The organism is Methanoculleus oceani, assembly GCF_023702065.1.
In the GTDB taxonomy this organism is placed as follows: Archaea; Halobacteriota; Methanomicrobia; order Methanomicrobiales; family Methanoculleaceae; genus Methanoculleus; species Methanoculleus oceani.
Map to the genome: position 1 here is coordinate 428,033 of NZ_QFDM01000003.1, position 14,907 is coordinate 442,939.

Annotated in this window: 13 protein-coding genes; 4 read left to right on the forward strand and 9 right to left on the reverse strand. The window is 65.0% G+C overall.

Features of this window, described 5'->3' with window-relative positions:
* The first annotated feature begins 106 nt into the window (after positions 1 to 106).
* Positions 107 to 1,753: a DUF8157 domain-containing protein gene (locus tag DIC75_RS11835; RefSeq protein WP_250988242.1), complete on the forward strand. Its 1,647-nt coding sequence runs from the start codon at positions 107 to 109 to the stop codon at positions 1,751 to 1,753.
* Here the strand turns inward: DIC75_RS11835 and DIC75_RS11840 are convergent.
* Together DIC75_RS11840 and DIC75_RS11845 are read right to left on the reverse strand one after the other, a co-directional pair.
* The gene (locus tag DIC75_RS11840) at positions 1,710 to 2,693 is read right to left on the reverse strand and encodes a carbohydrate-binding domain-containing protein (protein ID WP_250988243.1); all 984 of its coding nucleotides are present in this window, start codon (positions 2,691 to 2,693) and stop codon (positions 1,710 to 1,712) included. The two genes, DIC75_RS11835 and DIC75_RS11840, sit on opposite strands and share 44 nt — an antisense overlap.
* Before the next feature lie 205 nt (positions 2,694 to 2,898).
* Positions 2,899 to 3,531 (reverse strand): hypothetical protein, encoded by a 633-nt coding sequence (locus DIC75_RS11845; protein ID WP_250988244.1) that lies wholly within the window; start codon positions 3,529 to 3,531, stop codon positions 2,899 to 2,901.
* A gap of 221 nt (positions 3,532 to 3,752) precedes the next feature.
* On the opposite strand from DIC75_RS11845, the gene DIC75_RS11850 reads away from it, so the two are divergent.
* Positions 3,753 to 4,166, forward strand: a complete 414-nt coding sequence (locus DIC75_RS11850; protein ID WP_250988245.1) for a hypothetical protein — start codon at positions 3,753 to 3,755, stop codon at positions 4,164 to 4,166.
* Positions 4,167 to 4,186: 20 nt separating this feature from the next.
* Here DIC75_RS11850 and DIC75_RS11855 read toward each other — a convergent pair whose 3' ends face one another.
* Together DIC75_RS11855 and DIC75_RS11860 are read right to left on the reverse strand one after the other, a co-directional pair.
* A complete protein-coding gene (locus DIC75_RS11855; RefSeq protein ID WP_250988331.1) occupies positions 4,187 to 6,619 on the reverse strand; it encodes a DNA-directed DNA polymerase in 2,433 nt (810 codons plus the stop codon).
* A gap of 19 nt (positions 6,620 to 6,638) precedes the next feature.
* Positions 6,639 to 7,505, reverse strand: a complete 867-nt coding sequence (locus tag DIC75_RS11860; protein WP_250988246.1) for a malate dehydrogenase — start codon at positions 7,503 to 7,505, stop codon at positions 6,639 to 6,641.
* Positions 7,506 to 7,714: 209 nt separating this feature from the next.
* Between DIC75_RS11860 and DIC75_RS11865 the strand changes: the two genes are divergently transcribed.
* Positions 7,715 to 8,602: a dihydroorotate dehydrogenase gene (locus DIC75_RS11865; RefSeq protein WP_250988247.1), complete on the forward strand. Its 888-nt coding sequence runs from the start codon at positions 7,715 to 7,717 to the stop codon at positions 8,600 to 8,602.
* A complete protein-coding gene (locus DIC75_RS11870) occupies positions 8,595 to 9,359 on the forward strand; it encodes a dihydroorotate dehydrogenase electron transfer subunit (protein WP_250988248.1) in 765 nt (254 codons plus the stop codon). The genes DIC75_RS11865 and DIC75_RS11870 overlap by 8 nt, the downstream gene beginning before the upstream one ends.
* A gap of 23 nt (positions 9,360 to 9,382) precedes the next feature.
* On the opposite strand, the gene DIC75_RS11875 is transcribed toward DIC75_RS11870, so the two are convergent.
* From DIC75_RS11875 to DIC75_RS11895, 5 genes are all read right to left on the reverse strand, one after another.
* On the reverse strand, positions 9,383 to 10,645 hold the full coding sequence (locus DIC75_RS11875; RefSeq protein WP_284738490.1) for a WD40 repeat domain-containing protein: 1,263 nt from the start codon (positions 10,643 to 10,645) through the stop codon (positions 9,383 to 9,385).
* Positions 10,646 to 10,815: 170 nt separating this feature from the next.
* Positions 10,816 to 11,451 carry a molybdenum cofactor guanylyltransferase gene (gene mobA / locus DIC75_RS11880; protein ID WP_250988250.1) on the reverse strand — a complete coding sequence of 212 codons (636 nt, stop codon included), beginning with the start codon at positions 11,449 to 11,451 and terminating at the stop codon, positions 10,816 to 10,818.
* A 17-nt stretch (positions 11,452 to 11,468) separates the two neighbouring features.
* Complete coding sequence (locus tag DIC75_RS11885) at positions 11,469 to 12,380, reverse strand: ketopantoate reductase family protein (protein WP_250988251.1); 912 nt, start codon at positions 12,378 to 12,380, stop codon at positions 11,469 to 11,471.
* A 25-nt stretch (positions 12,381 to 12,405) separates the two neighbouring features.
* Positions 12,406 to 12,873, reverse strand: a complete 468-nt coding sequence (locus DIC75_RS11890; protein WP_250988252.1) for a methylated-DNA--[protein]-cysteine S-methyltransferase — start codon at positions 12,871 to 12,873, stop codon at positions 12,406 to 12,408.
* Positions 12,861 to 14,870 (reverse strand): ATP-dependent DNA helicase, encoded by a 2,010-nt coding sequence (locus tag DIC75_RS11895; protein WP_250988253.1) that lies wholly within the window; start codon positions 14,868 to 14,870, stop codon positions 12,861 to 12,863. Before DIC75_RS11895 ends, DIC75_RS11890 begins: the two co-directional genes overlap by 13 nt.
* Positions 14,871 to 14,907: the final 37 nt, after the last annotated feature.

Sequence of the window (14,907 nt, forward strand, 5' to 3'; positions counted from 1 at the left end):
CGGGTGAGTCGCCGGGGCTTCCCGGCCGGCTCTCGAACACCTCTTTTACCGGCGCCGACGGTCCCGCCCGGAACCTGTATTACCCATCCTGCCGAGCTGGTATGCCATGAGCGAGCGGGATACCATTGCAGCACTGAAAAGCCTTGCAGGCGCAAAGCCCGAGTTCCGGCTCTCGGAACTGCAAAAAGACCAGGGGGCCGGGCAGTCGCTCGAACGCCTTGCCGGGGAAGTCCGCCCGCACCTCGACGGCCTCGGCCTCACCCTCAGCCCCGCCGGCGACGACTACGTGGTCGGCCGCCGCCCGGCAGAGCAGTTCACGGTCGACGATGCCGGGCGCGAGCGCCAGCTCGCGTTCTTCGAAAAGCCGGAGGTGCCTGACTACATCCAGCAGCTGGTCGAGTCCTACATCGCGAAGAAGACCGCCAAGTCCTGGGACGACCCGGTCGTGCTCGACCGGATGGCGAACGCCATCCTCGCCCAGAAGAGCCAGTACTGGAAAGAGCGGCAGGTGAGTTACCGGAAGGCCTACCCGGTCCTCGGCTACCTGGCCTACCACGCGCCCGTCTACCTGGTGCAGTTCGAGCACATCTTCTGGCAGGTCATCACCCAGGGGCTTGCGAAGCCGCACATGCGCATCCTCGATCTGGGCACCGGGCCGGGAGTCGTGCCGCTCGCCGTCATCGACCTTCTCGGAAGGATCGGCAGCGGTTCGGCCGAGGTCTACGCAGTCGAGCGCTCCGAAGAGCACCTCGAGGCCTACAACGCCCTCGTCCCGGCAGCGGCAGCGGCGCATGGAAACGCCGTGCAGGTGCATAAGCCCATCCGCGGGGATATCGAAGCGCTCACGGGCAAGGACCTGCCCGACCGGATAGACCTCATGGTCTTCTCGAACGTCTTGAACGAGCTCCGCCACCTCGATATCGACCGGCGTGCCGACCTCGTCGCCCGTCTCGCCGAACGGCTCGCGCCCGACGGGACGATCGTCGTCGTGGAGCCGGCGGACCTTGCCAACTCGACCGCCATGCGCCGGACCGTGCGCGCGATCGCGGACCGGGGCCTTGCCGTCCACAGCCCCTGCTCGTTCATCTGGGGCACCGCCTGCAACCCCGAGCGGTGCTGGACCTTCGAGCAGAAAGGCGATATTCGCCCGACCCGGCTGATGGAGCGCCTCGCAGGAGGGGCGAACGCCTACCGGTTCACGAACGTCGATATCAAGTACTCCTCGGCGCTCCTGCGGAAGGATGAAAAGACGCAGCACGCCTACCGGGTCCCGCCGGGAGCAAAGTTCGCCCGCTTCTCTCACCTCAACCGGCACCGTGACAAGAAGATCAACGTCGTCGCCGCACTGATCTCTGGCAACCTCGGGGATAACCGGACGAAGGTCTACAAGGTCTGCGACGGGACGCCGAGAGACCCGGTCTACGCCGTGATCCCGGCGACCCTCCGCGGCCCGCTGCGTGGCGCGCTCCGGAACATTCCCTACGGGGCCATCGTGCAGTTCTACGGGGTGCTCGTCCGCTTCAACCGCGACCACAACGCCTACAACCTGGTGGTCCTGCCGGGGACCCGGATCGAGCAGGTCGGGTGCCCGGCGGGCGAGGCTGCCGGGACGGAGACGGTGGAGGAGGAGCCCGGGGCTCCCGCAGATGCCCGGCCCCCGAAGAACCCTTCTCGTGAGAGGAGATGGGGCGTCCGGCCGGGAAAGCAGGTTACGCCCCGCCCCCGCCTGCACGGAACGGGCAAACGCTCCTGAGCGCGTAGAGCAGCCCGCCGTAGCCGAGGCTGACCGCGACGACCTGAACGATCGCCCCGAGCAGCGGGATGAAGATGAGGATCTGCAGGATCACGAATCCCAGGACGAAGATCCAGGCACGCCCCGGCTTCCATCCTGCCCGGGAGGCGATGACGTCCCCGAGGGCATATGCGACGAAGAGCGACGAGAGCATCAGGGCGACGATGAAGAGCAGCCCGCCGACGAGCGCGAGGGGGAGACCGATGATCGTGACGGCGACGATGAGGAGAATGATCGCCGATACGACGATCGCGACGAATCCGAGAACCGTGAGAAGGATCGGGCTCCCCTCGACCTGCCGGACCACCGCCGCGAACAGGTCGGGGAATATCCTGATGAGGATGAGCCCGAGGATGAGGAACCCGATGGCAAGCAGCACCGAGAAGAGGCCCGGCAGCAGCGGTCCCGGCTCCTCCTGCTCCTCGAACGTCACGTTCCCGGCCGTGCCGGTGTTGCTGAAGGTCCCGCCCGATACCGTCAGGTTACGCAGGACCGATCCGGCGTTCGTGACCTCGCCCGCGGAGATGAACGCGTCGCGCTCGATGACGGCGTCTTCGCCGATCCGGACCGTGCCCCCGGTGACGAGAGCGTTCGTCGCGTTCCCGTTCAGTTCGATCTCGCCCCCGGCGGCGAGCACCTTCCCGCCGACGTCGCCGTTGAGGATCAGGGTGCCTCCCGCGGCGATGATGTCGCCGGCGACCGGCGCATCCACCCTCACCGTGCCCCCGGCAACCGTCAGGCTGTCAACGGGAGCGCTGACGGTCACGGACCCGCCCGAGGCGACCACGTCGTCGGGGATGGGTGTGTCGATCACCTGCTGGTCCCCGCCGAGGAAGGTGAGCGCCTGGGCTCCGGACGGGATGAGCAGCAGGACGAGGATGATCACTGCCAGATGTTTCATACGGCCCGGATAGATCGCTCCCCTTCAAAAAAGTTCGTGCGGCGGGCGGAGCAATGCCGGAGAAACGTTGCCCGTAGTCGATACGGATACTTACGGGCCGGGTTCGTCCCGGCGGTGCGCGACACGTGAGGCGGCAGCCGGGACCGGTCCGCCTGCCTCCCGGCGTGCCCCCGGCACGAAAGGAGGCGCAGCGGATCTCTTCCCGCTACACCAGTTTCGCAAGGCGGCTCTTGAGTTCGGCGATCGCCTCATCCTTCCCGGGAACATCCGAATCCTGGATCGAGCGGATGTTCTCCTCGATCGACGTGCCGAGCCACTCCGTCGGGACGCCGGATGCCGGGAAGAGCTCCTGCCATTCATCGGACTCGAACGGGATGACCTTGACCAGTTTCCCGAGAATGTTCCAGTCGACGACACGGTAGTCCTCTCCGGTACTGGTATCCGCGACCTGTATCGATCTGTCCTCGTTGCACTCGATGACCCGGCCGTGGATGACGTAGACGCTCACCTCGTCCTTATCGGTGAAGGAGATCTGGACCACATCCCCCGGCTGCGGGCTCTCGGGCACCATATAGAGGGCGATATCGCCCGGGTACATCAGTTCCGGCTCGTAACGGTCTGCGATACCGATGTACCCGGTATCGGAGACATAGAGCCGGAGGTACTCCTGATAGAACTTCCTGACGATCCAGTAGACTGCTCCCGGATGCGTCTCCGCCAGTTTCAGGAGAAGATTGTGGATGGCGCTCGGAATGCTCTCCGGCCGATCCAGCACCTCACGGGCCAGCCTCTCGTACGCTTCCACAACCCCGACCTCTGTCTGCGTTGCCTCTGCCATTGTCAACAACCCCGCTGCATAATACCGGTGGTAGGATAAAAGTGTTCCTCCGGTCATTTGGGGTGCGCCGTCCTGCCCGGGTTCCGTGCCCATCTCCTCACCGGCCCCGGGAGGAGAGAAGCCGCCGATCACCACCAGGTTCAGGCGGGGCTGCCGGAGAAGGAAAGAACTATAATGCTTATATTCGACCGTGACCATACAGTAAAGCAGAGGATATTGATATGGGTGGCATAAAGGATTCTACGTATCTTGATGTCCGGAAGACCATCGCCCGGCGTTTCTCTCCCCGGGACGGGTGGCAGTTCGCATGGACCCCTGCCGGCAGTGTGCAGCCGGAGTGCGTGCTCTCCCGCCGGGTTGCCGGCAGGACGGAGCGGGTGCTCGTGAACGTGAAGATGGCCCCCGAGGTCCCGGCAGGTGCCGTCGAGGCGCTCCAGGCTGCCGCAAGCGCCGGAAAAGCCGATAAGGCTGTTCTGGTCGTACCCGGCGGGGCGAACGTTTCCGGGGTCCCCGAGGGGATCGACGTCCTGGAGATGGGCAACTGGCAGATCGTCGGCGGCCGCATTGCCTGGGCGAAGAACATCGAGCGCAGTGCGTTCCTCGAAGAGGAGCGCGCAAAAAGGGGCTTCGCGTAAAGCGGCCCTCAAAACTTTTCTTACATCCCAAAGTCAAAGAGCGTCGTCCTCGAGGGGTCGACGTCGTGCCAGTCCCACCCGAGCGGCTCGATGATCCGCGAGAGGGGCCCTTTGAGCGTCTTCTCAAGCATCGTCTCCCAGTCGACGACGAACTCCGGCGGCACCTGGTCGGCGTACTCGAAGCAGACCACGTCTGTGCGCGGGTATTTCGCCGTGACGGTCTTGATGTAGACCCGTTTGGGCTTGCTGCCCCGCTTGAAGTCGGTCCCGAGGTACTCGTTCGAGTACTTGGCGCCCCGGATATGGGCGTCGTCGTTCTCGTAACTCTCCAGGTTCTTCCCGATCCCGCCGGGAATACCGGCCTCGTCGAGGGAGTACTCCCCCCGGCGATACTTCCTGATGACGTCGCGCAGGTATGCCTGCACGTCGGAAAACGCGTCCCCGCGGAGGATCATCTCGAGGACGGCGCGCTGCACCTCCCGGGTGATCTGCGGAGAGTCGCTCCGCCGGATCTCGAACCCGACGACATCGACCTCGTCGACGTCCTTGCCCTCCTTCCAGACCAGGTGCCCGGCGTAGCGCTTCTTCTTGCCGGCCTGGAAGAAGCGGCGGTAGACCTTCTCGAACTTGATGGAGAAGTAGTGCGTATCGGCGTTCAGTTCGGTCTTCGCGAAGTCGCCGTAACTCACGTTCAGCCGCGCCTCGATCTCCCTCGCCCGCGCGATGGTCTCTTCGAGACCCGCCGGCGGAACCTCGACCATGCAGGAGTCGGTGTCGCCGTAGATAACCGTGTAGCCGAGATCGGTGATGACGTCGCGGGTGTGCCGGATGATCGCCCGGCCGACCGAGGTGACGGCCGACCCGATCTCACGGTCGTAGAGTCTGAACCGGGTGTAGCCCGAGACCCCGTAGTAGGAGTTCATGATCACCTTCAGGACGTTCTGCTGGAGGTCGTAGAGGACGTATTCCGCCGACCCGAAGGGGTACTGATTGCGCAGGCGTTTGCGCTCGTCCCGCTCACCGAGGAGTTCGGCGAGGATGCTCCGTGTCAACCCGTCCGGCTCGCGGGAGAATCGGACGCCGTTCGGCGCCCGCAGTTCGCCGTCCGGGTTCTTCGTCTCGGGCGAGGCGTTGATCGTCATCATCGCCATCGGGTAGAGCGATTTCAGGTCGAGGACCACCACGTTCTCCCTTAGACCGGTGGCGGGCTCAAAGACGGTCGCCCCCTCGAACTCGTCCCCGGCGGCGAGCCCCTTCGAGGGGAGGACGAACGTCCCGGATGCCTTCCGCAGAACGTAGATATCGATGACGTTCGACGAGTTCAGCGTCCGGTCGAGCGGGCACCCGACATACCGGGATATCTCCCGGTAAAACTCGATGATGTTGTTCTTCTGATCGATCCCGACGCAGAGCTCGACGTCCCGGCAGTTGTACTCCACGAGTCGTGCCGGGTCGGACCGCCAGAGCGCCGTGATCGTCCCGCTGTAGCGGACCTTCGTCACCCCGAGTTCCTCCCCGGCGATCGCATCGAGCCGGTAGGACTCCTTCTGGGCCTGGTGCATCTTCCGGTAGGCGGAAAGAAGGTCGAAGACAGCCCTCCCGCGAACGGCGTTCCGTTCGGTCTGCCCGGGAAGGCGCGCGAGGTCCTCGGCCCGCATATCGAGTGTCGCCATCCGTTGCAGAATATAGGGGATATCGAACTCCACGAAGTTCCAGCCCGAGAGGATGTCGGGGTCGCGCTCCCTGACGTAGTCGATGAGTCCCCGGAGCATCGCCTTCTCGTCCGGGTACCGGACGACCCGGTGCCGCTCGTGGAGACTGAGTTCGGGCGCATCGCCCGGCACCCCGCCGGACTGCCAGAGGAGTGTCGTATAGTCCCCGTCGAAGGAGTCCCAGCAGGTGACGCAGATGATCGGGTCGCGTTCGGGCTCAGGGAACCCCTGCTCGTCCACGCACTCGATATCCATGATACAGGTCCTGGCGGGAGCCTTGATATCGGCCGGCACGAGGTCGTGATACTCGACCTCGAAGGTTCCGTCGGGCAGTTCGACGGTACCGGCCGGCAGTTCAACACCGGCGGTAAGACCGCAGTCGATCATGAACCGGGTGGTAAACGGGATATCGGCCTCATAGTGCTGCATAAAGTCATCACGGACGGTACGGACGTCGCCGGGGCGCCGGGTGTAGAGCCGCCGGAGCGGGTCGCCGCGAATGGAGCGGTAGGTCGTCCCGGGCTCCGGGTCGACCCCCTGCGGGAGGGATCGGCCGTCCGCCTGGTCGGCGGGTGCGTAGAAGTAAGGCCGAAAACCGGTCACATTGACCCTGACAGCCTTCCCGGAGGCGTCCCGGCCGAAGACGTGGATGACCGGGATATCGACACCGACGCTGTACTCCACCTGGTGGATGCCGATCCGGACCTTCCCGAAGTCTTCCAGGGTGGCCGGTATGCTCATGCGGGACCCCAGCACCTGATCAGACATCGAATCTCCTGCAGAGGCCCTGCACGAACGCTCCCGCCTCTGCCATCTTCTTCTCCTCCCAGGCATCGAGATCCCACTCTTCGATGCCGAGGACTCCCTCGCGGCCGATCCGGGCGGGAACGCCGAGCGAGCAGCCGGAGAGTCCGTATTCGCCGTCAAGCACGCACGAACAGGCGAGCATCTCCCGCCGGTCGTCGAGGACCGCGCGTATCAGCATGGCGATGTGGTATGCAGGGCCAAAGACCGTGCCGCCCTTGCCGCGGATCACCTCCATGCTCGCCCCCTGCATCCGGGAGAGGATTGCTTCCCGCTTCTCGGTGCCGAGATCAGCGCCGGTCTTCGAGAAGAGCGGCACCTGGTGTTCGCCGTGTTCGCCGAGCACCCAGGCGGGCCCCGAAACCCCCGCTTCGCCGAGGTAGCGGGCAAAGCGGGCGCTGTCGAGCTGGCCGCCGAACCCGATGCACCGCTGCCGGTCGATACCCATCATCTTCCAGAGGCCGTAGTTGTTCGCGTCCATGGGGTTCGTGACGGTGATGACAACCCCCGAAAATCCCTGCAGGTGTTCGCTGCAGCGCCTCGCCACCGGGATATTGGCCTCGAGGAGATCGGCCCGGGTCTTGATCTCGGGCGTCCTCGGGGTACCCGCCGCGAAGACGAAGATGTCGGCATCGCGCATCGCCGCCGCATCGGTGGATATAGTGACATCGATCCCCGTGTGCTGCAGGTCGAGCACCTGTGCCCGGAGGATGGGCTCGTATGAGTCGTAGAGGACGATCTCGTCGACGAGACCGAGCGCGGCGGAGAGAAATGCCGTCTCGCCACCCACCTTCCCTACACCTAAGATTGCGAGCGAGGTCATGGTTATCGGTCCTGATATGAATATAACGCGGTAAAGATTGTGCGCGTGAAGAGGCCCTTGCTTGCACGGAGAATAACGATCCGGCAGGGAGAACGGCCACCTTACCGCCTTCCGTACCGATATCCGGGCTCCGGAGAGCGGAGCTCATATTTCTTCACCAGTATACTTGGCGCGAGGGTATAATAATACCCTACTCCCACCTTTTTTCAATGGTTGCGCTTTATCCAGGCCCTATCGAGGTCGGGGGCATCCGGTTGAAGAACCACCTCCTGCTGGCGGCCGGCATCCTCGGAACCACCGGGGCGTCGCTCGCCCGTCTCCTGCACAACGGTGCAGGCGGCGTGGTCACGAAATCCATCGGCCCGAGCCCGAAAGAGGGCCACCCGGGACCCTGCCTGATCGTCGTCGACGGCGGTATCATCAACGCCATGGGCCTGCCGAACCCTTCTGCCGCGTTCAAGGACGAACTGGCCGCCCTCCAGGGTGAGCCGGTGATCGTCAGCATCTTCGGGGGGACGCCGGAAGAGTTCCGGACAGTCGCCGGATGGTTCGCCGGCACGGCGTCCGGGCTCGAGCTGAACCTCTCCTGCCCCCACGCGGAGGGCTACGGGGCGGCCATCGGGAGCGACCCGGCTCTCGTGGAGGAATGCACGAGGGCGGTGGCCTCTCTCGGGGTCCCGACCTGGGTGAAACTCACCCCGAACGTCGCCGATATCGGTGAGATCGGGGCGGCCGCGGAGCGCGGCGGGGCGGATGCAATCGTTGCGGTCAACACCCTGAAGGCGATGCGGATCTCGACGGCGCTCCGCCGGCCGGTGCTCGGGAATAGGTTCGGCGGGCTCTCCGGGAAGGCCATCTTCCCCGTCGCCGTCCGGTGCGTCTACGACCTCTACGAGGCGTGCTCCATCCCGATCATCGGGTGCGGCGGAGTCTCCACCGCCGACAACGTCGTCGAGATGATGATGGCGGGAGCAAGCGCCGTCGAGATCGGGAGCGCCGTCATCGATGATATCGACATCTTTGCGGCGATCGCAAAAGACCTCTACAGCCGCGACGGCATCGACGCGGGCGAGATCGTGGGGTGCGCCCATGCATGAACAGATGCCCGCCGGGGTTACGATAACCAGGATAGTCGAGGAGACGCCGTCGATCAGGACGTTCGTCTTCGACCGCGATATCGCCGCCCGGCCGGGCCAGTTCGTGATGGTCTGGGTTCCGGGCGTGGACGAGATCCCGATGGCCCTCTCCTCCCCGTCATCGATCACCATCCTCGAGGTCGGGGACGCGACCGCCGCCCTCTTTGCGATGCACGAGGGCGACCGGATCGGGATCCGGGGCCCCTACGGGAACGGGTTTACGGTTGCCGGACGGACGCTTGCCGTCGCCGGCGGCGTCGGCGCCTCCCCGCTGCTGCCGCTCGCGGCGGCCGGGCAGGTGGACACCTTCCTCCTCGGCGCCCGGACGGCCTCCGAGCTCCTCTTTGCAGACCGGATACGCGACGCGGCAACACTGATGGTCGCGACCGACGACGGCACCGCCGGTCACCACGGGTTCGTGACGGAGCTCATATCGAGGGTGGACCTCGTCGACTTCGACCACATCTGCGTCTGCGGCCCCGAGGTCATGATGGCGGCGGTGCTCGCCGTCCTCGACCGGGAAGGGTGTGCGGAGCGGGGGCAGTTCTCCCTGCACCGTTACATGAAATGCGGGGTCGGCCTCTGCGGGTCGTGCTGCACCGATCCGCACGGCCTGCGGGTCTGCAGGGACGGACCGGTCTTCACCGGCGACGTCCTGCTCGGGAGCGAGTTCGGCCGCTACGCGCGCGACGCAAGCGGGAGCAGGCACAGGGTCTAAGTGCCCCGCCGCAAAAAGAGGGGTCAGGCGAGGAAGTCTTCCTGGGGTTCAAAGAGGAGAGCCAGGATGTTCTCCACCCACCCGAGCACCCGCGAGGCGATCGGGACTTCCTCGGCCCGGGCCCGGGCGTTCGTTGCCGCCACAGGATCCGTGCCGCCGTCCACGGGGGTCGGGGAGACGGTCACGCCGGCCGTCGTGTCGTCCAGCAGTCCGGTCTCGTCTATCTCGACTTCAGTCGGATTCCTGCTCTCGATCAGGCTCGCATCATCCGTGTAGAGACGGATGGACTGATCCCCCTCACCGCCCCCGACGACGAGGAACGAACCGTCGGGGGTCGCGGCAAGGGACTCCACACGACAGCCGAGAGCGATCTTCTGGAGCACGGCTCCCGTACGGCCGAGGACATAGATCGTCCTGCCGGATGCAGCGAAGACCTCGTTCGCCTCGTTTGAGAGAGCTGTCGCGAGGACGGCGTCTTCGGTGGGATACTTCCAGAGATGTTCGCCCTCCCCCGTGGAGAGGTAGACACACCGGTCGTACGACCCGGCCGCCACGAACCGTCCGTCGGGGGTAAGGGCAATGCCCTTCACGAGCTTGCCGGTCCCATAACTCCAGGACTCTCCCTCTCTGCTGTTGAGATAGTAAACCCCCTGGTTGTCGCAGCCGATCGCAATCTTACGGCCGTTCTCCGATATTGCGATGCCGTAACTATCGGTCCCCATATCGTAGTCCCAGAGCTGCTTCTTGTCCCGGTCGAAGATAAAGACCGCACCGTTGTCGCATCCTGCGGCAACGTACATGCCGTTTGACGAGAGCGCCACACTCCGGTAGACAAAGGTCGTCTTCTCGGCCCAGAGCAGATCTCCTTCCCGGTCAAAGAGATAGAGTTTGTCTGCGGCGACGCCGATGCGAGACCCTTCGGGCGATATCCCGACACCCTGCACCCGGGAGCCGACAACAGTCCTCCAGAGGACATTCCCCTGCTGGTCCAGGAGGTATACCGTCGAGCCCGCACCGGCAACGATCGTAGAGCCGTCATGTGTGACCGCCACGGAACCGACGGCATCGTTGGCTCCCAGACCCCAGAGGGGAGTATACCCATCCTCGCCCGCGGATGCGAACCCGCACAGGAGAGCGCTAAAGCAGCAGAACAGAAGAAGCGGCGTCCTGATGCGGCCGGCTCGGGATCTTCGTATCTCATTATCGCGACGTGTTGCGTGCACAAGCGCGGGATCCGCCCGGCGCCTTGCGGTAGAACTGGATGAAGTCACTTCCCCCGATGACATCAGGCCCTGACTTCACGGAGATCCTATATATATGTTATGGAGGGTGTACCGGCCCCGTTCTCCGGGACGGTTCGCCGGCTCCTGCTCAACCCCGATCAGGGGCGGCACGGGGCTGCCGGGTTTTCGGGATACGTTGTAAGGCATTTAGAGGACTCGGGGCAGGCCGGGTCTCAGGAACCCATCTGCCCGGGCCCGCGCACGTCGTCCCGGGCCCGCCCTGCCGACGGGTCGATCGACTCCAGGTCTTCTAAGTTGTTGATGTTCGTAAACGTCAGCAGGTCCGGATCGATCGTGCGGATCTCCTCCACGCACACGTACCGGGAATCCAGGCTCCTCACCATCGAGCGGAGCGAGAGCGACTCGTGCTCCTCCAGGTAACCGAGCAGTGCGCTCGTCCGGTAGACCGCGTGGAGCGGTTCGAGCATGTCGGCGTTCCAGCTGGGAATGGCGGCATCGTACTCGGCAGCGGCGTCGAAGAGCAGCCGGACCACCCCGGGATGAATGCAGGGCATATCGCAGGCGGCAACGAAGACGTACTCGCCGTGCACCGCGAGCGCCCCTGCATGCAGGCCTCCGATGGGGCCGAGATCTCTCCTGACATCCGGTATGCACCTGACGTCCCCGAGGTGGCCGAACCGTTCGCACTGGCCGGGGTCCCGGGCAACCACCACGATCTCGTCCGCCACCTCTCTCAGGGTATCGATGAGACGGTCGATGAAGGTCTTGCCCCGGAACGTAAAGAAATACTTCTCCCGCCCGCCGGCACGCCGTGCCGCTCCGCCAACGAGGACGATCGCAGACCGCATACTCCTCTCTCCAGCCGTCAGAGCCGCTCCCTCAAGCGGATCATCTCGGCGATGCAGGTATTGTAAGGCGCATCGAGGCCGTGTTTCCGGGCGAGCGCCGCCACCGCACCGTTCATGAAGTCGATCTCGGTCTTCCGCCCCCGGGAAAGGTCCTGGAGCATCGACGAGTGGTGGGCGGCCGTCGCCGGGAGCTGAGTGGTCCGGAGGTGCTCAAGGTACGCCTCCGGCGTCTCCCAGGGGAGGGCGACGCCCTCGGCTTCCGCCACCCGGTAGGCCTCCCGGACGATCGCGGTGACGATCGTCCAGGCATGCGGATCGGCGAGCGCGCCGTAAGGGACGTTCATGAGAGCGCCGAGCGGGTTCAACGCGCAGTTGTAGAGGGTCTTTCCCCAGAGATCGGTCCTGATCTCGGTGGTCGCTTCCGCCCGGATGCCGGATTTCCGGATGAGGTCCGTGAGAAGCCCGACCGCGTCGTCCATGCCGGAGGGGAACCGTCCCAGTTTCATGGGCGCCGCCTCCACGGAGACGTGGACCGACGCATCGCCCCGCCACTCGAACCCGGTGATGATCATGCCGCCGATGACCCGGTCGGTGAACCGCGCGATGATCTCCTCGTTTCCAATACCGTTCTGGAGGCTCGCCACCTCGCGCCCCCGGATGGCGTCGGCGAACTGGCGGCAGATCGCCTCCGTGTCGGTGGATTTTGCGGTTACGATGTAGTAGTCGGCGTTTTGCCACGCGCGAGGGAGGTCCTCTGAGCAGCTGAACCGGTATGCACCTTCTCCCCAGATTCCGGTCATCTGGAGACCGCGTTCCCGCACCGCGTCCGCGTGCCGCTTCCGGGCAACTGCATGAACGTCCGCGACGCGGGACAACTTTGCGGCGACGGTCAGGCCGACCGCTCCGGCACCCAGAACCACGATCTTCATGTCAACTACTATAACTATGGCGGAGTTACCTGTTAACCCCTCGCTTTTCCGGCGTGCAGACATTCCCCCGGCGTTCCATGGCAAGCAGGGCCTCCTTGATCGCCACGTCCGGGGAGAATCCGCCCATGCCGGTCTTCGCGACGACCCGGTGGCAGGGCACCACGATCGGGGTCGGGTTCCGGGCCATCGCCGCCCCGACCGCCCGTGGCGCGGTCCCGACCACCCGGGCAACCTCGCCGTAGGTGACGGTTCCCCCGCAGGGAACCGCACGGACCGTGCGGTAGATCCGGGCATTGGTCGATTCCCCCTCGGTTGCGATACTCCGGAGGGAGGCGAGGTCCGCCGGCCGCCCGGCACAGTAGCGCAGGATCTCCTCCGGGACCGGACCATCGATGCCGTCACGCGCGAACCGCACCCGGTAGACGAGATCGTCCTGCCACGTCACGTGGACGTGCCAGAGGCCGAACCGGCACGACCCGGTCACGATCGCCATCGGCCGGCCTCCTTTTTGAAGAGGTCGACGGTGCATGTCGCCATCTCCTTCTGCATCCACGGCGGCAGCCCGCCATGGACCCGGGGCTCCAGAAACCGCCGGTCCCCGAGGACGAGCATCCCCCGGTCCTCGGGAGTCCGGAGCACCCTTCCTAACGCCTGCAGGGCGCGGTTGATAGCCGGAAGGGTGTAGCTGATGAACTCGCCCTCCTCGCCGAACTTCATCCGGAAGTAGTCGATCACCATCCGGCGGACGCGGTTGAACGGTGCGAGCGGGAGGCCGATGACGAGCGCCCCCGAAAGCATCTCGCCCCGGTAATCCAGGCCTTCGCTCCACTTGCCGCCGCAGACCGCAAAGAGGATGCCCGAGCGGCCTGTCCCGGGGAGGGCCATGAACTCCCGGAGCATCGCGGCTGAGGCCCCGGTATCTTTGGACTCGACGTAGATCTGCTTTTTTCTGATGCGGGGGGCGCACCGCTCCGCAAAGGTGTTGAGCAGATCGTAGGAGGGGAAGTAGACCGCAAGGTTCCCCGGTAGGGCGGCAAACGTGGTGATGTAGTCCTCGGTTCGCGCGAGGTTCTCTCTGTCCCGGCGCATCGAGTAGGCGGTGGTGATATCGCTCGCACAGAAGATGCGGCGGTTCTCCGGGGGGAAGGAGTTCGGGAGCGATGTCGTGGTGACGTCAAGATCGCCGAAGTAGTAGCGGCGGTAACTCTCGATGGGGGAGAGCGTCCCGGATATCAGGACGCAACAGGCATGTGCCCGGGCGATATCCTGGAGTTTGGTGCTCGGATCGATGTTCCTCACCTCGAGCGCCACCGTGCCGTCGTCCTCTTTGCGGTAGACGGTCAGGTAGGCCGGGTCGGCTGCAGACCGGAAGATCCGGTAGAAGAACTCGGTCAGCCGCTCGATCGCGCTCTCCCGGAACTCGCCCGCCTGCATGTTCTTCTCGCGCAGCCCTTCGCTGATCTTGAGGAGGTCGTCCACGATCTCCTCCATGCTCCGGTAGAGCGTGCCGGAAAGGATCATCCGCTGGAAGATGGCGGGGTCGAACCAGTCCTCGACCTCGTGCGAGCCCTTGAGCGCTTCCATGAACCGGGTTATCTGCGGCAGGATCTGGACGATGGCGTCCGCCTGCTGCGACCGCCGGCGCCCGGAGAGTTCGTGCCCGGCCTGCACGATATCGCGCTCCTCGATCGTCACGCTCTCGATGCTCTGGACGACGTCGCCGCAGTTATGGGCCTCGTCGATGAGCAGCAGGGCGTCGTGCCCCTCGATCCCGAGCGACTGGTAGAGCTGCTCCCGGATCATGTCGTCGAAGAGGTGGTAGAAGTTCACGAGCACCACGTCGGCGTCCCGGGCGGCGTGCATCATCGTATCGTAGGGGCAGATGTCGCCGCAGAACCCGGCAAGCTGGTCGGGCCAGATCAGTTCGGTGCTCACCCGCTCGGCCCGGACGCGGAGGGCCGCCGACGGGATCATCTTCAGCCCTGCGTCCTCGGGCTCCACGAAGGATTTGCCGTGGATGAAGTAGGGGCAGATGAGCGGGTGCTCCGGGTCCATCTTCCGGATCTGCTGCTTGATCTGGCGATCGTTTGCCGGGACGAGCGATCCCTTCTGTGCCCGCTCCCGCATCAGCGCCGTCGAAAAGGCCTTGACGCCCTCGCACCGCCGGTAGACGTCTCCTTCGCCGCCGAGCGGGCACATGCTGGACTTGCCGATGAGGTAGGCGAACTTGAGATCGCCGCGCTTTTTCCGGACGAGCTCGAGCTCGCGCATGAACGTGGCGAGCTGGCTGATGGTCCGGACGGCGACGAGCACTTTTCGTCCCCGGCTCTCTGCGAGGAGCGCGGAGACCACGCTCGACTTGCCGCTCCCGGTCGGCGCATCGATCATGGCGATGCCGCCGTCGCGTGCGACGGATGCGGCCAGATCAAGCATCTCCCGCTGGTTGGGCCGGTACTCCCGGTATGGGAACCAGTCGTCGAGGGTATCCATTGTTTATAGGTCGACGGCTGACGTCAATGTAGTTTGG